Source organism: Vibrio sp. Vb0937 (assembly GCF_033338855.1).
Genome location: NZ_JAWOTK010000021.1, coordinates 1 through 21,285, shown reverse-complemented (window position 1 = coordinate 21,285; position 21,285 = coordinate 1). Strand labels below are relative to the sequence as shown.

Genomic DNA, 21,285 nt, shown 5'->3' with positions numbered 1-21,285 from the left:
TCATTTTTCTTATCCAAACTTCTTGCCGTTCAACTAATCACTTATTTATTAATTAAACTATAAGATCGGGAAAGTAAAAATGAGCAAGGAAACCTTTGACGCGACGCGTTATAACCAAAGTGAAAACAAACCATTTGAAGAAGTATTAGAAGCGAGCCTATCTCGACGCAGCATTCTGAAAGGTGGTTTAGGTATCAGTGCGATGACAGCGTTTGGTGCTTTCGGATTGGCTGGTTGTAACTCGTCTGACTCAGGGAGTACAGTAAGCAGTGGTTCGGGCGCATCTAAAGCCGTTCTTAACTTTGAATCTATCCCTGGCTCACTCACTGACGCAGTTTCAATTCCACAAGGCTACACCGCACAAGTACTAGTACCTTGGGGAACACCACTTAATGCACAAGGCAGCGCATGGCAAAATGATGGTACCAACACCAGTACCGATCAGTTAAATGCGCTAGGCATGCACCATGACGGCATGCATTTTTTCCCATTGAACGATAGCACTACAGATGGCTTGCTATGTATTAACCACGAGTACATCGACACATCAGCACTGCATCCAAATGGTCCGACGGTTGAAAATGGCGTACGTACCATTGTAGATGAAGTGCGCAAAGAGATTAACGCGCACGGTGTGTCAGTGGTTCGCATTCAACTGGAAGACAACATGTGGAAGTTGGTTGATACCGATCCACTAAACCGTCGTTATACTGGTGCGACAGTCATGGATTTGTCTGGCCCGGTGGCCCACACATCTTTAACTGTCACTCGTTTCTCGCCAGATGGCAGCCAAGCGCGTGGTACGTTAAACAACTGTGGCAACGGCTACACGCCGTGGGGCACGTACTTAACGTGTGAAGAGAACTGGCCAGGTTACTTTGTTAATGCCGGGACTCGTACAGAAGAGCAAGATCGCATTGGTGTCGATGATCAAAGTACACGCTACTTGTGGGAGACATTAGCAGGAAATTCAGAAGAGCGTCTTGATGAGTTCTCTCGCTTTAATGTGGCTCCAACAGGAGCAAGTGCGATGGATGATTACCGTAATGAAGCCAATGGTCACGGTTACATTGTCGAGATTGACCCTTACACGCAAAACTCACGTGCGAAGAAACGTACTGCGCTAGGTCGTTTCCGTCACGAGGGCTGTACTTTCGGTAAGCTTGAAGAAGGCAAACCAGTGGTATTTTATTCTGGTCACGATTCTCGCTTTGAATACCTATACAAATTTGAATCTGCGGCAGCGTGGGATCCAGCAGATGCTAACCCTGATAACCGCTTGGCGATGGGTGACAAGTACATGGACGAAGGCACACTGTATGTGGCGCGCTTCAATGAAGACAGCACAGGTACTTGGTTACCATTAACGCTTGATAGCGTAACAACCGCTGGTGGTACATTAGCGGATCACTTTGATTCACTGGCTGAAATTATCATCAATACTGCGGGTGCGGCGGATTTAGTTGGGGCAACACCAATGGATCGACCAGAGTGGTGTACGGTTGATCCATTCACGGGTTCAGTATATTTAACATTGACGAACAATACGCGCCGTACAGATGAAACCAATCCTGCGAATCCACGTTTGAATAATAAGTTTGGTCATGTTATTCGTTGGGATGAAGGTGCTTCAGCAACTGACTTTAATTGGGATATCTTTGTGTTTGGTTCGCCAGCAAATGGTGATGCAGATACCAACCGTTCTGGCTTGAATGAGTTAAACCAGTTTGCGAGTCCAGACGGATTAGCGTTTGATGGCCGTGGTATTTTGTGGATTCAGACTGATAACGGCGCAGATGAAGTTACATCTTACACCAATGATCAAATGTTGGCTGTTGTGCCATCTAAGCTAACAGATGAGAATGGTGATCAAGCTGTGATTGGTGCGGATAATCAAGCTGAATTGAAACGCTTCTTTGTCGGACCAAATGGTTGTGAAGTAACAGGCTTTACCATCAGCCCTGATTACAAATCATTGTTTGTGAATATTCAGCACCCAGGCAACTGGCCATACAGTGAAGATGCAGCCGAAGAAACGCCTGCTGGTGTTTCTGTGCGCCCACGAGCGGCGACAGTGGTTATTCGCCGTGAAGACGGTGGAGAGATTGCAGTTTAATCTCTAAATGAATAAACACCTTAAAATTCAAGCCCTGCAATTGCAGGGCTTGATGGTTTAGGCGAATGCCTAGTTGCACTTTGTACCTAAACAACAGGCTTAGCTTTTCAATGAACCGCCTGAAGTACGAATCACGTCTTGATACCAGAAAAAGCTTTTCTTACGTTTACGTTCTAGCGTTCCTTGCCCATCATCATGACGATCGACATAGATAAAGCCGTAACGTTTGCTCATCTCAGCGGTTGAGTTCGCGACCAAATCGATTGGTCCCCAACTGGTGAAGCCCATCAGCTCAACGCCATCCAAAATTGCTTCATGTGCTTGTACAAGATGGTCGTTCAAGTAAGCGATGCGGTAATCATCTTGAATCTCACCGTTTTCATCGATTTCATCACGTGCACCTAAGCCGTTTTCTACGACGAACAGTGGCTTTTGGTAGCGATCGTGAAGGAAGTTCAGCAGAACGCGAAGGCCTTTTGGATCGATCAACCAACCCCACTGGCTCTTTTCAAGGTATGGGTTTGGTACGCTATCGACAATGTTACCCACTTCCTTCTGTTTCGGATCCGCACTTGCACAGCCACTTGCGTAGTAGCTGAATGAGATGAAATCGACACTTGCCGATGCAATTTCTTCTAAGTCGCCTGCTTCCATCTGAATTTCGATGCCGTTTTCACGGAAGTAACGCTTCATGTAGCCAGGGTACTGACCACGTGTTTGCACATCACCGAAGAACAACCACTTGTTGTTTTCATGCATGGCAGCAAGCACGTCATCAGGGTTACAGGTGTATGGGTAGTTGATTGCGCCAAGCAGCATGTTACCAATCTTGCCGTTTGGTACGATTTTCTGACACAGTTTTACCGCTTTTGCGTTTGCGACTAGCTGGTGGTGAATCGCTTGGTAAATCTCTTGTTCATTGGCGTCTTCTTGCAAACCAACACCAGTAAATGGTGCGTGTAGAGACATGTTGATTTCGTTGAAGGTTAACCACAGCTTCACTTTGTCTTTGTAGCGTCCCAGCACGGTGCGAGCATAACGTTCGAAGAATTCGATGACGCGACGATCGCCCCAACCGCCATAGTTTTCAACCAGTGCGTAAGGCATTTCGTAGTGAGATAAGGTCACGAAAGGTTGGATGTTGTGCTCGGCAAGTTCGTCAAAAATTTTATCGTAGAACGCCAAACCTTCTTCGTTAGGTTCTAGTTCGTCCCCGTTCGGGAAGATGCGGCTCCATGCCAAAGAGAGACGCAGACAGTTAAAGCCCATCTCTTTGAACAGCGCGATGTCTTCTGGGTAGCGATTGTAGAAGTCGATCGCCACGTCTTTGATACCCGGTGTACGCTCTTCACGGGTTTGATGCGGACTCAAAATACCGTTTGGCAGCATGTCTGATGTCGATAACCCTTTACCCCCAAGGTTGTACGCCCCTTCTACTTGGTTTGCAGCAATGGCACCACCCCAAAGAAAATGTTCAGGAAACTTAATCATGCTTCTCACTCTTTATATTTAGGAAATGTTTGTGGATTTATTGCTTGAGAATAGTGTAGGAGACACCTCGATACTTGTATCGAGATCGTATTTTTATCAGTTCATCACCAAACGTCAGTAATGATAAACATTGATATATAGGATGGTTGTTAACAATGCCAACCTAAGTGAATTTAGATTGGCATTCATATTCAAAACGTAAATGCTAAATTCGCCGCCGCGCCAAACTGGTTATCGCCAGCGTAAGAGCCAGCGAGGTCTAAACTGATCACATCAAAAGGACTGATGCCAATGCCACCTGTCACTGAGTTATCGAGATTATTTTCTAGGTCAATTTCATAACCAGCGCGAAGTTGTGCCCACCCCCAAGCATTCCCCTCGATACCGACACGAATAAACTGAGTGTCATCGTCGAGCTCTTTAAAGCGCTTTTGTTTGGTGAGATCGGCGTCTAAGCTCAGAGCTACATAGTTCCCGACATAACCGATGCCAACTGTCGCTTGTGGTGTGAGTTCGTAGGTATAGTTGCCCAGTTTTGTTTCAATATCTTGCTCGAAGACGTCTTTTAATGAAAGGCCTGCTCTAAATGCGTTGTGATACCAAGCGACCCCAAGATCCATATTGAAAGTATTCTTTGATACTTCACTTTTGTCGTAATCCTCGATATCAAAGTCGTCTAGTGTTGTACGTTGTGTGTAGGTTTTAAGTTGTTGGTATTTTGGTGTAATACCAAATGCGAATTGTTGTTCGCCTATAGTGTAAGCACGAGATAGAGCAATACCATATTCCACATTACCGAAAGCAGCTAGGTTAACGGCAGAATTGAGGTATCGATCTGCGGTGTTTGTTGAATCTGAGATATCGGGTGCAGCAAGTATCTCCACATAACCAGTGCTAAACAGGTTTACAGACATGTAGCGCGTCGGAATAGCAATTGCGAGGCTTAGCCCTCCGTTAATGACAACTGGGACGCTCTTATCCAACTGATCGAGGAGGCGATTAAGCTCGGCCTCGTTCGCTGGAGTAGGAATGCCCTGAATACTATCATAAAGGTCTTGGGCGTCATCTACGGCTGACAACGCTTTATCCTCGTCGTGGACATTAACCCCGACAGCCGGAATGAGCAGACCGATATCATCATTTTCTCGATAGAGGGCCCCCAAGGCTGGGTTATGTAGGGGCGCGGTCAAATAGTCAGCAGAAACGACGCCTGTATTTGCCATACCATGACTTCGAGCGTCGGCAGCGTAAGGTGCAGAAAAAGCGTGAGGTGATAATATAAAAAGCGCTCCTGCTGCAGCTAAAGTTATTTTTCTCATAACGCATCCATTCTTATTTTAAATAATTACTTATCATTAAATTAGACGGTGGGAGCTAAAACTGGTGTCAACCACCAAAAATTGTTCTGATGAATGGTATGTGGCGATTCATCAAGTTAAGCGTAGGTTAGGCAACTCGCTTTATAAAGTTGAACAGGGTTTATATTGCTCTCTTATTGAGAGAAAAGGATTGAGAGATGGGAGAAGTTAGGTCAGCTTCGGTGAGGAGCGAGTTTAAATACTAAGATGAAGGACATTCCTTCAGTAGTGTTGAGCTGTGCGCTGACTTTCCCTTGCATATCACGCATATTGTTGGCCGTAATCGCTAAACCCAGCCCTAAGCCTTCACCAATTTTCTTTGAGGTTTGGAAGGGCTCGAACATGGATTCAAGCATCTCATCCGATACGCCGCAGCCATTATCACTGACGATCAGTTCGACCTGATTGCCGGTTGGATTGACGATTAAGTTGAGCTGCGGGTTGGTGGTCTTGTTCATTGCGTCTAGCGCATTCGAGACAAGATTACCGAGCACCTGAAGCAGTCGTTGTTCTTCGCCCATGATGTTAGGTAAGTCATGAGGAACTCGAACACGCACATCCACCTTGTCTAATTGGGATTGATAAACGCGTAAGGTCTCTTCGAGTGCGGAGGTAAGAGAAATTACTTGCAAGCTTTCTGGTTTGTTGTAGGCGAACGTCTTTAACTGGCTGGTCATGCTTGCCATGCGATCAATCAGCTTCTGCACCAATACGTTGTTGGCTTTCATCATCTCGGTTTCGCCACGTTCTGCTAGCAGCTCGTTCGTGGTGAGCAGGGTACGCAAGCCCGTCAGCGGCTGATTGAGCTCATGAGTGATCGCGCTCGACATGCGACCCAAGGCGGCCATTTTGCTCGATTCAATTAACTGGCTTTGCGCTTCTTTTAGCGCTTGAGTACGCTCTTCTACCCGTTGCGCCAGTTCTTGGTTGACCTGTTGCAGTGATTGCTCGGCTTTTTTCCGCTTACTGATGTCGATGATCGTCGCAAGGAAATACTGCTCGCCATGCCAAGGGAAACTGGTCAGTGAGAACAAGACAGGGAAGACGCTACCGTCACTTCGTCTGGCAATGGTTTCGACCGTACTGATCTCTGCGAGCTCTTTATGTTTAGGTAAATCCTTAAGCAACTTGAGTGTGGTGGAATTGGGATTGCCTGCATCGAATAACTCCCAAGCAAAAGCATGTCGATTGACGCTTTCTGGTAAACAGAACAAACGCTTCGCCATTGGGTTGAGATCGAATAGTTGCCCTTGTTCATCAATCAATAACAAACCTACGTGGGTCTTATTGATCATCTGTTTCAAGCGGCGTTGGGACTCTTCCAACAGAGCTTGAATTCGTTGTTGGTTGATGTGCTTTTGGCGACGTTGTAAGCCAATGATGACGAGTAATACAGCCAACAAGAGCAGCGCCGCTACGCTCCAACCAATCACGTTGATGGTTTGTTGAATCGGCTTAGAAGGGGTGAGGTAGCTGACGTACCAATTCAAATCATCCAATTTAACGGTGTGCGCAAAATAGCGTTGCTGGTTGAGCGTCCACACACTGATATTGGTGTTGTCGTATAAGCGCTGCGTTTCTAACTGAACGGTGTTGCTCGGTTCGTTAAACCAGTCAGCGTTATAAAGCGAGCTACTCGATAGGAAAAAACGTTGTTGACGATTCTGCAACGTGATGATGTCTTGGCTAGTAATGGTCTGTTCGGTCAACAAGCTAAGGTTGATTTGCACCACCACAATGCCTGCGATATCCAAACCATCATAGATAGGCGCTGCAAGATAATACAACGGGCTCGAACCTTTGGTTTTGTTTACCAAGGAAACCCCACCCCCTTGATTGTGAATTTGTTCCACAATCGCTTTTCGGTCAGACAGGCTAAAGCGCTCTTCGATCAAACTCGATACCAATACTTCGCCAGAGTTAGACAGGATTAGCCAACCTTCCGTATTGGCGGCTTTATCGAGTTGAGTCAGTTGGGTTTGCAACGGTTCGTAATAAGTCAGATTCCCTTTCACAAAAGCGATGGTTTCTGGGTTATTGGTGACGAGGTAAGGCAGGTGATAGAAGCGTTTAAGTGCACGACGAACTTCACCAATATAGTCGAGCAGTTTTTGTTGAGCTTCGGTTTGAGTTTGTACGCTCAACCACTGACGAGCCACCTCTCTGCTGGCGCTATAGCAAGACAACATCAGCACTGCCGCAATTGCGACCACAAGCCATGTTTTGCCATTCCTTTTGCGCTGCATACCGACTCCATTCAGCTAGTGCGTTCTCACCAACAGTCATTAAAGAGTGCGCCTAACTGGTTGGATGTTAAAGACTTGTAAGCAAGAAGTGAGATCTAGCTCCTTTTCTCCTCAGTGGTTTTTGCTACCGTTAATAAAGAGCGATTTCTTTCCCCCCCATAAAGCAGGCAGTAACTCATGGCTTTTGACGACACCCCTAAAATTGCACTTATCGAAGACGATGACATTGTTCGTCAGGCTACCAGCCAATGGCTACAACTGGCGGGGTTTGACGTGACCGCATTCAGTCTAGGCGAAGAGGGCAAAGCGGCTATTCTTAGCCAAGAATTTGATGCGATTGTCAGTGATGTTCGTCTGCCGGACACCGACGGCTTGTCGATACTAGAAAGTCTGATTGCCAATCACATTCCAACGCCAGTTATTTTGATCACCGGACATGGTGACGTCGATATGGCGGTAGGGGCGTTACAAAACGGTGCGTTCGATTTTATCGAGAAACCTTTTCAACCTGAGCGCTTGTCCCAACGAGTGACCGAAGCGGTAGAGAGCTATCGCGCACAAACTTCTACTCAAGATCGCCAAGAGTACCTATCTAGCGTTAGCGGCTTAGAAGAAGTGTTGATTGGGCGAAGCCGAGTGATGCAACAGCTTAGAGAACAAGTAGCCAAGTTAGCACGCATTGATACTAACGTGATTATTTACGGTGAAACAGGTTGTGGTAAAGAGTTGGTGGCGACCAGTTTGCATAATGAAAGCCAACGCAGAACCCATCATTTTGTGCCAATCAACTGTGGCGCGATTCCCGAGAACCTGTTTGAAAGTGAGCTGTTTGGGCACGAAGCTGGGGCATTTACTGGAGCGGGTAAAAAGCGCATTGGTAAATTGGAATACGCGGATAAAGGCACCTTATTTTTTGATGAAATCGAGAGTATGCCGCTGTCCATGCAGGTGAAAGTGTTACGTTCATTACAGGAACATACAGTTGAGCGCGTTGGAGGCAATCAACAGATCTCAGTTGATTTGAGAGTGATCGCCGCCGCGAAAGAATATCTCAATGATCATGATGAGTTTCGTCAGGATTTGTATTATCGACTCAATGTAGCGCAGATCTATTTGCCACCACTACGTGAGCGAGAAGAAGATGCGTTGATCTTGTTCGAACACTTTGCTTTGAAAAGTAACCCTGAGAGTCGTCCACTGAGTGAAGCTGATAGAAAAGCCATTCTTGCTTACGCTTGGCCCGGTAACGTGCGCGAGCTAAGGAATGTCGCGATGCGTTTTGCATTGGATGAAACCGTCTCCGTAATGGAAATTCTCTCCAGTCGACCCTCTTCTACAACCGAAGAGACACAAGCAGGCGTTCCGTTGGCGATACAGTTACACAACTTTGAGCGTAAAGTGCTGCATGATTCCTTAGTCAGGCATCATGGACGCATCAATGAGGTGATGCAGGAGTTGGATTTACCACGTCGAACCCTTAACCAAAAGATGCAGAAGTTTGGTTTGAATCGCTCCGACTATACTTAGTACGATTTCTAGCTAATGTAAAATCATTGGCATAACAAACATGTTATGCGCTTTTGGCAGGAGCTGGGACAAACTTATAATTTAGGTCTTTACCTTCTCCAAACAAGGTAACGAGGTTCCTTCCAGTATGTTTAGAGCTATATAGCGCTTCGTCTGCTTCAGCAAGCGCCTCTTGAAGTGATTGCCCCTCAGATAACTGACTGATACCAAAGCTCATGGTTACTTCAGTTTTAAATGATTGCAAAGCGGTTTCAGTTTCGACCGCAAGGCGAATTTGCTCTGCGACAATTTTGGCTTGTTGTGCTTTTTCGAGCAAAACAATCATGAACTCGTCACCACCAAATCGCACAATGCAGGCTGACTCAGGAAGATGCTTTTTAAAAATAGTGGAGATCGTTGCCATGACGGAGTCGCCAACCGTGTGACCATAGTGATCATTAATCGCTTTGAACTTGTCGACATCAGTCATAATAATGCTGATTGCTTGGCTTTTTTTATGTGCTTTACTAACCAAGTTTGGAACGATTTCTTCCATGGCTCGACGATTATATAGCCCTGTGAGTGCATCTAAATGAGAGAGAGCATTTATGGATTGCACCAAGCGTCCGTTAATTAACCACAGCATACTAAAGCTCAAAGCAACGATCAGGCAGATGCTAAATAAGAAAGTCAGCTGATGGATAAGGCCTGCGACCATAAAACTTGGTAACTCACCTGAAAAAGTACTCCAAAGCGCCCTAAATCCCATAAAAAAACTAAATCCAAAGAAAGAGTAAGCCATTGCTTTAACAGGGAGCTTTAAGTCCTTTTGGGTACCTTTAAGCATGGCGACACCACTAAAGAAGGTGACGATACAAATATACATGCTCAGATAAATAATGCGGCTTTTGATAGAAGGGTCATGGAAGGTGAAATAGTAAAATGAACCACTGAAAACAGGTGTTAACAAGGTAAGACAGTGAGCCAATTTTAAAGGATATTGACGAAAAATGCTTACGCTATATAGCGTAAGCAAGAAGCCGACTAATATGAGAGTGTTGGCTATGACGATGGTCAGCCAGTCTGGCGCAGAGCCTCTAAAGCCAAGTAAAAAAGGGCCTAAACCAATAAACAGTAGTGATATCGAGAAGGTTTTTAAGCCTTTGACTCTACCCTGAGTGTATTGATAACAAAGCAGACTAATAGAGTAAATGCAAGAGAACAGAATAACGATAAAGTTCAGTGTTCTGATGTCTAGATACTGATTATCCATAGGCGACCCATATCAATCTTTCATTCAGGCAACTCCTTTGCCTGATATCAATAAGCGAGCTACATAGTAACGCACTTATTGAGCGATGTCTTATGTTAAACGGCTATTCATTCACCAGCTCGAATTGTTCGGTTTGGTTGGTTTTCGTCGTAAACAGCAGACCAACAATCATCATAAATACGCTAGGCACAATCCAGCTAGCAAAGTCATTGTACAGAGGCATGTAATTACCCATCCACTCATCAGTGGAACTTGGCATGTAACCTAGGATGTGCAGCGCATCAACACAACCAAACGTTAGAGCAGTGAACGCCGTCGCGACGACCATGATTTGCGACATCTTGTTGCGCACCGGTGCCATGATCATCAACGCAATCGCTACTGGGTGAAGCGCCACAACCGCTGGTAATGTGATAGCCAATAGTTGCTCCAGACCTACGTTGGCGATTAAACCTGCCAATACCATGGTCGTGATAACGCAGCCTTTGTAGTTCACTTTGCTGAAGGTGTTGTCGTAAAACTCACTGCCTGCGGTGGTTACGCCGATAGCAGTAGTCAAACACGCTAATACCATCACGGCACCTAGTAATAGTGAACCAAATGCGCCGAAGTGGCTGAAGGTGAATGCCGTTAAAATGTCGCCACCATTGCTGAACTCAGAACCCAAGTATGAGCTTGTTGAGCCAATGTAAGCCAATGAGATGTAAACAAACGCCATGGCAACCGCGTACATCAAAGCTGCGATTAGCGTGTATTTTGCGGTGGCTTTCGGACAATCCACACCCATGCTGCGAATCGCGCGGAAGATAATCCAACCAAAACCGATAGAACCTAGCGCATCCATGGTCATGTAGCCTTGGGTCAAGCCTTCAGCAAATGCGCCAGATACGTATGGTCCCGTTGCGGCAGTTAGCTCTCCTGCAGGAGAAACCAAAGCCGTCACAGACATGATGATTAAGATCGCCATCAAGGCAGGCGTTAAGATCTTGCCTAGGTTGTCGACCAGTTTGCCCGGATATAGCGCAAACAAAATGGTGATAGCACAGAAGGCAATAGTGAAAGGAACCAAAGCTGCATCACCAAACATTGGCGCAAAGCTGAATTGGTAAGCCACGGTAATCGCACGTGGGATTACGAACGCAGGGCCAATCACAATAAATACCATCACCCAAAAACTGGTCGCCAAAGGTTTAGGTAGGGCGGCGGTTAATTTGTCTGAACCGTTTACGATAGCCACTATCACCAGTGCCATCGCAGGCAGACCTACACCCGTCAAGAGGAAGCCAGACATCCCGCTCAGAAAGTTTTCACCTGCTTGGTAACCCAAAAATGGAGGGAAGATCAGGTTACCCGCGCCTAAGTACATGGCGAAAGTCATGAAGCCCAAAGCGGCGATATTGCGTGCGCTTAACATTGTTATTCCTCTTATGTTTCGCTTGGAAGAAACTGAAAGGAATGGGAGGAGTATGTGGTGTTCCCGTCAGCTTCTTCTCAAGCTGACAGAAAGTTTAGATATAGCCTGTCAGCTCTGAATCAGTTCCAGAGAGAGCAGGAGGATCGCAGCAGCAACGCCAGATGGGCGTTTTAAAGCGAATTGTAATTGCGCAGTTGCTGACATGGGTGATCCTTAAAGACGAAAAAATACCAAGGAATACGTTTGCCTTGGTGTGTTGTTACACTAACGAACATAGGGCCATTGGCACAACCCCGAAGTAGAAAATAAGTTGATACGGTCAATGTTTGTTTCTGAACTGGTGGATCGAGCTGCTTTTTAAATTCAAAATTGGAATAAATGACTTTTCATTTCTGTAACATGGCTTTATTTGCTGTATTTTTGTGCTATTTGTAGTCGTTTAGGCTATAAACCTCAGCTGATAAATTGAGCAGTTTAGAATGATGCGCTTTTTCTTCTTATTGTTAAGACGCTCATTAGTTGCAATTCAATCCAAAATTGCATCGGCAAAATATTGCTTATTAGTGAATCGTGCATTTATTTTGTCTTGATCACATTTTATTAACCTTTTGCGATCTAGGCGTGCAACCTTCTCCTCTTCAATGAGCAAGATCTTGCTCATTACTTTGCTATCAAATCAGCATGATTTTGCTCATTTTTGATGTCTTTCAGTACTTAGTTCAATAAATACAAAGGGTTAAAAGTTGGCATTTCAATTGCTCTAGGGAATGTGTTGTTAATAAAGGTTTAACATGATGTAAATCCCCAATCGTGAAACGACTACACGGAGAGTAATAATGAAAATGAATAAGCTGGTAAAAGCTTTGGCTGTCGCTGTGACTTCTTTTGGTATTGCTGCTAACGCTGCGGCAGAAGATCGTAGCTATATTCTTGCAACGGCATCGACAGGTGGTACTTACTACCCTGTGGGCGTAGCGTTGGCGACGTTAAGCAAAGTGAAGTTGGCACCAAAGCACCACTTCTCCCTTTCTGCAATCAGCTCTGCGGGCTCTGGTGAAAACGTTAAACTGCTGAATGAAAACGAAGCACAGTTCGCGATTCTACAAGGTCTTTACGGTGCGTGGGCTTGGTCTGGTGAAGGTCCTTATGAGAAGAGCGGTCGCCAAGAACAACTGCGCTCAGTCTCTATGCTTTGGCAAAACGTTGAGCACTTTATTGTTCGCTCTGACCTAGCAAAAACGGGCACAGTGACTGATCTGAACAACCTAGATGGCAAGAAGTTCTCTATCGGTAAGAAGAACTCAGGTACTGAGAACTCTGGTCGCCAAATCATGAAAGGTCTGAAGGTCGACCCTGATAAATTCAATCTTGCTTACATGGGTTACGGCGGCAGTGCGAGCGCACTTCAAAACGGCACCATTGACGGCATGAACACGCCAGCGGGTGTACCTGTTGGTGCGGTCACTCAAGCTTTTGCTGCGTTGGGTAAAGACATTTCGATTCTTTCGTTTACTGACGAACAAATCAAAGAGGCGAACGGCAATTACAACCTATGGACGAAGTACGAGATCCCAGCGAACACGTACCCGGGTCTAGATAAGCCGATCACCACCATTGCACAGCCTAACTTCTTGGCAGTTCGTGAAGATATCTCGGAAGAAGACGTTTACCAACTAACCAAAGCGATCTACGAGAATCTGCCTTTTCTACAAGGTATCCACAAAGCAACAAAAGCAATGGCGATTGAGAAAGCGATCGCTGGCTTGCCAGTGCCTCTTCATCCAGGCGCGGCGCGTTACTACAAAGAAATGGGCATCGAAATCCCATCAGACCTAATGGCGAAATAACGCTAACTTGGCCCCGAGTTTCGGCTCGGGGCATTTTATCCCTACCGATTTCTAAGATGGAAAAAGCCGCCAGAGCTTGGAGTATGAGATGAGCGACTCAATAGAAAAGGAATTACAGAAGTTTGAGCTGCCCACGCGCACTGATTTTCCGTGGGTAACCACCACAATCACAGTGTTTGGCGTGGTGTTGTCTGCTTTGCACATTTGGTTTAATACCTTATCGACGTTACCAGAGTTATGGATTTCCGCGACCCACTTTGCTGGCTTTGCGGTGATTTGTGCGCTTTGGTATCCGGCTCATATCTCTCTCAAGCAGAGTAAGATTGCACTCGGTATCGATGTGTTAATTGCCATGGGCGCGGTCGCATGTTTACTCTATATTCCCTATGCCGAAGATGCGCTGTATGAACGTGGTGTTAAGTTCGTGACCAGCGATTGGGTCTTCGCCATCATGGCAATTCTGATTGTGATTGAGCTGATCCGACGCACCATGGGCTGGTTTATCCCCGTGCTGATTGTGGTGTGTTTAAGCTACGTTGTGCTTTGGGGTAAGTGGGCGACAGGTATTTTCCATTTCCCGGGTTTGAGCATGGAAACCTTGCTCTACCGCAGCTTCTATTCTTCTGAGGGCATGTTTGGTTCTATCTCGCGCATCAGTTGGACTTTTGTATTTATGTTCATTCTGTTTGGTGCGTTTCTTGTTCGCTCTGGTGTCGGTGATTATATCATCAATGTGGCACGTGCTGCGGCTGGCAAAATCATCGGTGGTCCGGGTTTTATTGCGGTGATTGGCTCCGGTTTGATGGGCTCAGTATCTGGATCTAGTGTGGCAAATACGGTTTCCACCGGTGTTATCAGTATTCCTTTAATGCAAAAAGCAGGTTTCCCTTCGCGCTTTGCGGCGGGTGTTGAGGCTGCAGCGTCGACAGGTGGTCAGTTGATGCCACCAGTGATGGGGGCGGGTGCTTTCATCATGGCGTCTTACACGCAAATTCCTTATGTCGATATCATTGCGGTGTCTTTCATTCCTGCTCTTATCTATTTCTTGTCTGTGGCCTTCTTTGTGCGTATCGAAGCCAAACGCAGCGGCGTTCAGAAGATCACGACCAGTGATGAATCTCTATTAAAAGTGCTGATCAGCGGTTGGCACAACCTTATCCCACTGGCGGTATTGGTTACTCTGTTGGTTCAAGGCTTTACACCAACTTACGCTGCTGGTCTATCGATCATTTCAGTAGTGGTGGCGTCTTGGTTCTCGAAAGATCACAAGATGGGACCAAAAGCGATCATCGAAGCACTTTCGCAAGGTGCAAAGAACATGGCGACAACAGCCGTATTGCTGGTGGGTATTGGTCTGGTGATCAATGTGATCAGCACCACGGGTATCGGCAACACCTTCTCACTGATGATCGACGGTTGGGCGAATGGCGACTTGTTCATCATGATCGTTCTGATTGCACTCGCTTCTCTTGTTTTGGGTATGGGTTTACCCGTGACAGCGGCGTATATTGTATTGGGCACACTGTCTGCCCCTGCGCTTTACAAGTTGATTGCGGAAAACCAATTGCTTGAATTGATGGTGTCAGGTCAATTGCCAGAGCAAGCAAAAGCCATCTTCATGTTGGCGGCGCCAGAAAAGTTGGAACTGCTTAACGCACCAATGGCGTTGGAAACCGCAAAAGAAATGGTGGCGCTAGTGCCTGCGGACTTTATGGAAACCCTACTAGAGCAAAGTTTGGGTATAGAAGCAGTAGGCTTGGCATTGCTGGCTGCTCACCTCATCATTTTCTGGTTATCGCAAGACAGTAACGTTACGCCTCCAGTGTGTTTGACCGCATTCGCTGCGGCAACTATCGCGAAAACACCCCCAATGCGCACTGGTTTGATGGCGTGGAAAATCGCCAAAGGTTTGTATCTTGTACCGCTGTTGATTGCTTACACAGGCTTAGTCAGTTGGGATGTGACGTCAGTGATTACTGTAGGCTTCTTTGCCATCATCGGTACCTATGCATTGATTGGTGCGATTGAAGGCTACTTGGAAGGTCCTCTAAACATTCTGACGCGTCTCTTGTTGGTAGTGGTGGGTGCATTGCTGGTTTGGCACGACATCCCAATGTTGGTTCGTGTGGCAAGCTGTGCGGTATTTGTAGCGGTGTTCATTTACAGTGGTCGCAAGTTCAAATTGCAACAATCTCAACTATCGGTTTTATAAGAGGTCGTATGAAATCAGTCTATGACTACATCATTGTTGGTGGCGGTATCGTTGGTGTGTCGACGGCATGGCAACTGCAGCAACGTCACCCAGACAAATCCATTTTATTGGTTGAGAAAGAGTCCGGTTTTGCCAAGCACCAAACCGGACACAATAGCGGCGTGATTCATGCTGGGGTGTACTACGCACCGGGCAGCTTAAAAGCCGACTTTTGTAAGCGTGGGGTAGAGCGAACCATTTCGTTCTGTGCTGAGCACGATATTCCGGTGGAGAACTGTGGCAAGTTACTGGTTGCGACCAATGAGCAAGAAGTCGAACGCATGAATGCCCTCTATGAGCGCTGCCATGTCAACGGCATCGACGTAAAGCTACTCGATGAAGTTCAGCTTAAACTCGCTGAGCCAAACATCACGGGCTTGGGCGCGATTTATGTCAAAACCACCAGTATTGTCGATTATCGTTTGGTCACTGAGCAGATGGCGGAAGAGTTCAAAAAGCTCGGAGGTCAAATCAGCCTGAGAACCAAAGTGGTGGCTGCCGAAGAGAAAGACGAAGAAGTTCAATTGACCTGCATTTCAGACGGGCAAACCATGCAGCTCAATGCCAAATTCTTGGTCACTTGCAGCGGCTTGATGGCGGATCGTATGACTAAGATGATGGGTATTCCAACCGATTTCCAAATTATCCCTTATCGTGGTGAATACTACCGCTTAGATAGCAAACACGACCAAGTGGTGAATCATCTTATTTACCCAATTCCCGACCCTGATTTGCCATTCTTAGGTGTCCACCTGACTCGCATGATTGATGGCAGTGTGACCGTTGGTCCAAACGCGGTGCAAGGCTGGAAGCGAGAAGGGTATGACAAGGTTAACTTCAGCTTGCAAGATACCATGCAAATGCTCAGTTTCTCCGGCTTTTGGAAGGTGACACAAAAGCATCTAAAAACCGGATTGGATGAGTTTAAGAACTCGTGGTGGAAGCCGGGCTATCTCAAGTTGGTCAACAAATATTGCCCAAGCATCAAGGTAGAAGATCTCAAACCATATCCTGCGGGTATTCGTGCGCAAGCAGTGTTATCCGACGGAACCTTGGTTCATGACTTCTTGTTTGCCGAGAGCGCAAGAAGCTTACACGTTTGCAACGCCCCCTCTCCTGCAGCGACATCTGCAATGCCTATTGGAGAGTACATTTGCGATAAAGTGAATGAGAAGATAGAAGCGAAAACGGTATAAAACAAAGGCGACGCAACTGTCGCCTTTGTTTTATTTGAATCTGGGGATTAGGAGTCGCCATCTTTAGGGCAGAGTTCCCCTTTCTTTGCGTGTCTTTCTATCATGTAATCGCCTCGGGCACTGTGCAATACAATCGCATTCCAGACTTGACCATCTTGCAACTCGAACTCAAACGCATAATGGGTGCCGCCGACCATTTTCGTTCTCACCTCATGAATTGCTTTCAATTTATCATCGGCATTCATTTGATAAAGCACCATGTTGAGTGAGCGTCTGGCGTCAGGAGTTGCCTCAGCAAGTTGCCAATGGCCCTGCTCGTCTGTTGCGGAGCAAATAGACCGCATTTTACTTTTCATGGCGGATGACATCTGCTTGTCTACGGCCAATGCATTTGGTGAAAACAGTGGAACCGTCAAAAGAATCAAAGTTACCAGAAACCGCTTTAAGGTCATAAAAACACTCCGTTGTTTTACTCTTGCTTGAGTATAGACCTCAATGGCTTCAGATGTGGTGCAGTAGACTCTGGGCCTACAATATCGCAGTTCGTATCAACGAACTGATGATAAACAAGGCGACCACGCTTACCAGCCAAATGCCAATGAACCACAAAATGGGTTTTCGTTTCATCAGTGATATCCTTCTCCACGTTTCATCTTGCCGCGGAAAACCCAGTACGAATAAGCCGTGTAGGCTATGATCAGAGGAAGTAATACCACCGCACCGGCAAGTAAAAATGCCAAACTCTTATCTGGCGCGGCGACGTCTTGATAAGTGAGTGCGAATGGGACCAAGTAAGGGAATGTACTGACACCGAAACCCATCGCGGACACAAGAAACAGGCCGATCGCAAGAACGTAGGCTCGGACGGCTTTGTGGTCGAGTAAGGCTTTGAATAGCTGCCAAATAAGTGCCGCTGTAATAATTGGTAAAATGAAAAACAGTAGCGAGTTTGGTAATGAGAACCAACGTTCAAATACGATATTTTGGCTCAATGGCAGCCACAAACTGGCGATGAATATACAGGCTACCATCGCTAGTCCCCATCGTCGCGCGACCACGTAATAGCGCCCCATCAGCTCTTCTGGAAGCTTGATTAATAACCAGCATGAACCGAGCAGAATATAAGCACAAACAAGCGCTAGGCCACAAAATACGCTAAATGGTGAAAGCCAATCAAACCATCCACCTGCGTATGCTCGTTCACTAACCTCTATACCTTGGAGCAGGGTTCCGAGCATAATGCCTTGCATCAATGCCGCGGTGAGTGAACCAATGAAAAAAGCGCTATCCCATAAAAACTTTCCGCGTTGTGTTCGGAAGCGATACTCAAAAGAAACCCCGCGCAGAATTAACCCGAGCAGCATTAAAATCAGGGGAGCATAGAGTGCTGGCATAATGACCGCGTAGGCGAGGGGGAACACGGCAAAAAGCCCACCACCGCCAAGAACTAGCCAAGTTTCATTCCCATCCCAAACAGGAGCGATGCTGTTCATCATCATGTCGCGCTCTTCATCGTCATTAGCGCTGAGGAATAGGATACCAATACCGAGATCAAAGCCATCTAACACGACATAAATCAGAACGGCGAGCCCAATCAAAGCGTACCAAATTAATGCGTAATCCATGAGTTAGCTCCTAGGTTAGATGGTTAGAATGTGTGATGGCATCAGTTTTCGTGCCATCAGGAAGTCGGCTATCTAGACCTTCTTCATATCGAGTTGGAGACTTGCGCATCAAACGTAGGAGATAGAAGAAGCCAGCTCCAAAAACCACAAAGTAAACCACGATGAACGCCGTCAGGGAGACGCTCACCGCGGCGGCATCAATAGGCGATGCCGAATTGGCTGTGGTTAAAAGGCCGTATACGGTGTAAGGCTGTCGACCGACTTCGGTAGTTATCCAGCCTGCTAAAACTGCAATGAACCCCGCTGGGGCAAACAGCACACAAATACGTTGAAGTGCCCTCGAATCAAAAAGTTTGCGACGTTTTCTTAGCCAAAGGCTCCACAAACCAATAACAAGCATGCCAAAACCAAGCGCGACCATGACTCGGAAAGACCAGAAAACGATAGATACAGGAGGGTGTTCCTCCTCTGGAAAAGCATCTAATCCCTTCACTTCACCGTTGAGGTCATGAGTTAAAATCAAACTACCGAGTTTGGGGATTTCCAGTGCGTATTCCATACGTTTTTCTTCATCGTTAGGGATACCGAAGAGGATCAATGGCGCGCCTTGGTGAGAGTCATAGTGCCCTTCCATCGCGGCGACTTTGGCGGGTTGATGTTCAAGGGTGTTTAATCCATGCATGTCTCCAGCAACGATTTGAATTGGTGTCACGATGGCAGCCATCCACATTGCCATCGAGAACATAATTCTGGCTAGAGGGTTATGGTTTGCTTTTAGCAAGTGATAAGCGGCAACGCCGGCTACAACAAAGGCAGTAGTAAGGTAAGCGGCGAGCAACATATGAACGAGCCGGTAAGGGAAGGAAGGGTTGAAGACAATCGCCCACCAGTCTTCTGGGATAAACTGTCCGGCTTCGTTGATACTATAGCCCGCTGGTGTTTGCATCCAACTATTAACCGAAAGTATCCAAAACGCAGACAAAAACGTCCCGAATGCAACAATACAAGTCGCGGCGAAGTGAAGCTTCTTACCTACCTTATCCATACCGAAAAGCATCACGCCTAAAAACCCAGCTTCGAGGAAAAACGCAGTAAAAACTTCATAACCCATTAGCGGGCCTAGGATTGGGCCTGTTTTGTCGGCAAACACGCTCCAGTTAGTACCGAATTGATAGCTCAACACGATGCCACTCACCACACCCATACCAAAACTGATGGCAAAGATTTTGAGCCAGTACTTATAGATTTGCATGTACTGTTTGTTGCCCGTTTTTAAGTACAAGCCCTCTAATACAGCGAGATAACTTGCCAAACCAATCGTAAAAGCTGGAAAAATAATGTGGAAAGAGACAGTAAAGGCAAATTGGAATCTAGCTAGGTCAATGGCGAGTGTGTCCATGAGCGGTCCCTTTTTCGTTGGATAAACTGTTCGCCGGATTTAAAGAGGAGACAGAAGAGTGGCGAACAAGGTGAAGTACGAAGAAGGAAGACGAAGAGATTAAAAAACGATCGCTTTTTACACATGTGCGTACCATCTTTTAGATAAAGGAGGAGCGTTATGAGCCTTAAACATTACTTTGAGAAAGCGACACCTAAGTTTGGTCCAGGTGGGAAGTATCACAAGTTCTACCCACTTTTCGAAGCTGTCGAAACCATTTTTTACACGCCTGGTAAGGTAAACCAGGGCATGACTCACGTTCGAGATAGCATCGATTTAAAACGTATTATGATCATGGTGTGGTTGGCGGTCTTCCCTGCCATGTTCTGGGGTATGTACAACATAGGACAGCAAGCGAGTGATGCCTTGTTGTATGGAATGGAACAAGCCTCAGCTCAGCAAGCGCTTGTTTCTTCATGGCAACTGAGTTGGGTATGGGGCTCGTTAGATGCGGTTTCACAAGCGGGGTGGGGAAGTAAAATGTGGCTTGGTGCTACTTACTTTCTCCCGGTTTATGCGACGGTGTTTATCGTTGGTGGTTTCTGGGAAGTTCTGTTTGCTATTGTGCGAAAGCATGAGGTAAATGAAGGCTTTTTTGTCAGCTCTATACTCTTTGCGCTGATCCTTCCTCCGACAATTCCACTATGGCAAGCGGCTTTAGGTATCACTTTCGGTATTGTTGTGGCGAAGGAGATTTTCGGTGGTACTGGACGAAACTTCCTAAATCCAGCTTTAGCAGGGCGAGCGTTCTTATACTTTGCCTATCCTGCCAACATGTCCGGTGGTGCCGTGTGGGTCGCGGCTGATGGTTACTCTGGCGCTACTCCACTTAGCCAATGGTATGAAGGAGGGCAAAGTGCTTTGATAAATAATATGACGGGAGAGCCAATTTCATGGGGAGATGCTTTTGTTGGCAATTTACCAGGCTCGATGGGTGAAGTCTCCACGTTGTTGATCGCACTAACAGGCTTGGTTCTCATCTTTATGAAGATTGCATCGTGGAGAATTGTTGCGGGCGTGTTGGTCGGTTTAATCGGAGCTTCATTACTATTGAATGCGATCGGTTCAGACTCTAACCCCATGTTCTCCATGCCGTTCTACTGGCACTTCGTGATTGGTGGGGTTGCGTTTGGTACCTTCTTCATGGCGACAGACCCTGTCTCGGCAGCTTTTACCAATAACGGGAAATGGGCATACGGACTATTAATCGGTGTGATGACGATTTTTATCCGAGTGCTGAACCCGGCTTATCCAGAAGGCATCATGTTAGCGATTCTATTTGCTAACTTATTCGCGCCACTTTTCGATTACCTAGTCAAAGAAAGTAATATCAAACGCAGAATGAAAAGGGCGAGACCTTCTTAAAATGAGGGTGACCTCACTGAAAGTTGATTGAAAACTGCACTATATTGAAAAGGTCAGAGACATAGGGTTTCTGACTTTTTATTTTTATCAGGAGGACGAAGACGATGAGAATAAAGGATATTCTCGATAGCCGTTTGGTGCTGTCGTTCTGGTATAACC

At 46.4% G+C, this 21,285-nt stretch carries 14 protein-coding genes; 6 read left to right on the top strand and 8 right to left on the bottom strand.

The window, feature by feature from the left end:
- The first annotated feature begins 79 nt into the window (after nt 1–79).
- Entirely contained in the window at nt 80–2,116 is a 2,037-nt protein-coding gene (locus R7P67_RS18570; protein WP_318086037.1) for a PhoX family phosphatase, read from the top strand.
- Between the two features lie 99 nt (nt 2,117–2,215).
- Here the strand turns inward: R7P67_RS18570 and R7P67_RS18565 are convergent, their stop codons facing one another.
- The 3 genes from R7P67_RS18565 to R7P67_RS18555 form a co-directional block, all read right to left on the bottom strand.
- Nucleotides 2,216–3,607: a glycoside hydrolase family 1 protein gene (locus R7P67_RS18565; protein WP_167415769.1), complete on the bottom strand. Its 1,392-nt coding sequence runs from the start codon at nt 3,605–3,607 to the stop codon at nt 2,216–2,218.
- A 191-nt stretch (nt 3,608–3,798) separates the two neighbouring features.
- A complete protein-coding gene (locus R7P67_RS18560; RefSeq protein ID WP_318086036.1) occupies nt 3,799–4,926 on the bottom strand; it encodes a conjugal transfer protein TraF in 1,128 nt (375 codons plus the stop codon).
- Between the two features lie 212 nt (nt 4,927–5,138).
- The gene (locus R7P67_RS18555; protein ID WP_318086035.1) at nt 5,139–7,211 is read right to left on the bottom strand and encodes a sensor histidine kinase; all 2,073 of its coding nucleotides are present in this window, start codon (nt 7,209–7,211) and stop codon (nt 5,139–5,141) included.
- 177 nt (nt 7,212–7,388) lie between these two features.
- Between R7P67_RS18555 and R7P67_RS18550 the strand changes: the two genes are divergently transcribed.
- Nucleotides 7,389–8,738, top strand: coding sequence for a sigma-54 dependent transcriptional regulator (locus tag R7P67_RS18550; protein ID WP_318086034.1), 1,350 nt, complete (start codon nt 7,389–7,391; stop codon nt 8,736–8,738).
- 43 nt (nt 8,739–8,781) lie between these two features.
- Here R7P67_RS18550 and R7P67_RS18545 read toward each other — a convergent pair whose 3' ends face one another.
- Nucleotides 8,782–9,990, bottom strand: coding sequence for a GGDEF domain-containing protein (locus R7P67_RS18545; RefSeq protein WP_182015785.1), 1,209 nt, complete (start codon nt 9,988–9,990; stop codon nt 8,782–8,784).
- Between the two features lie 103 nt (nt 9,991–10,093).
- Nucleotides 10,094–11,404, bottom strand: coding sequence for a branched-chain amino acid transport system II carrier protein (gene brnQ, locus R7P67_RS18540; RefSeq protein ID WP_318086033.1), 1,311 nt, complete (start codon nt 11,402–11,404; stop codon nt 10,094–10,096).
- Between the two features lie 836 nt (nt 11,405–12,240).
- Between brnQ and R7P67_RS18535 the strand changes: the two genes are divergently transcribed.
- The 3 genes from R7P67_RS18535 (at nt 12,241) to lhgO (ending at nt 16,698) form a co-directional block, all read left to right on the top strand.
- Complete coding sequence (locus tag R7P67_RS18535; protein WP_005374185.1) at nt 12,241–13,251, top strand: TAXI family TRAP transporter solute-binding subunit; 1,011 nt, start codon at nt 12,241–12,243, stop codon at nt 13,249–13,251.
- A gap of 88 nt (nt 13,252–13,339) precedes the next feature.
- A complete protein-coding gene (locus R7P67_RS18530) occupies nt 13,340–15,463 on the top strand; it encodes a TRAP transporter permease (protein WP_318086032.1) in 2,124 nt (707 codons plus the stop codon).
- An 8-nt stretch (nt 15,464–15,471) separates the two neighbouring features.
- A complete protein-coding gene (lhgO, locus tag R7P67_RS18525; RefSeq protein ID WP_213867533.1) occupies nt 15,472–16,698 on the top strand; it encodes an L-2-hydroxyglutarate oxidase in 1,227 nt (408 codons plus the stop codon).
- Between the two features lie 47 nt (nt 16,699–16,745).
- Here lhgO and R7P67_RS18520 read toward each other — a convergent pair whose 3' ends face one another.
- From R7P67_RS18520 to R7P67_RS18510, 3 genes are all read right to left on the bottom strand, one after another.
- Nucleotides 16,746–17,150 (bottom strand): hypothetical protein, encoded by a 405-nt coding sequence (locus tag R7P67_RS18520; RefSeq protein ID WP_064369498.1) that lies wholly within the window; start codon nt 17,148–17,150, stop codon nt 16,746–16,748.
- Nucleotides 17,151–17,324: 174 nt separating this feature from the next.
- Complete coding sequence (cydB, locus tag R7P67_RS18515; protein WP_054574502.1) at nt 17,325–18,323, bottom strand: cytochrome d ubiquinol oxidase subunit II; 999 nt, start codon at nt 18,321–18,323, stop codon at nt 17,325–17,327.
- Nucleotides 18,324–18,333: 10 nt separating this feature from the next.
- A complete protein-coding gene (locus tag R7P67_RS18510; protein WP_258451747.1) occupies nt 18,334–19,722 on the bottom strand; it encodes a cytochrome ubiquinol oxidase subunit I in 1,389 nt (462 codons plus the stop codon).
- 159 nt (nt 19,723–19,881) lie between these two features.
- On the opposite strand from R7P67_RS18510, the gene R7P67_RS18505 reads away from it, so the two are divergent.
- A complete protein-coding gene (locus R7P67_RS18505; protein ID WP_213867535.1) occupies nt 19,882–21,126 on the top strand; it encodes an NADH:ubiquinone reductase (Na(+)-transporting) subunit B in 1,245 nt (414 codons plus the stop codon).
- The last annotated feature ends 159 nt before the right edge of the window (nt 21,127–21,285 follow it).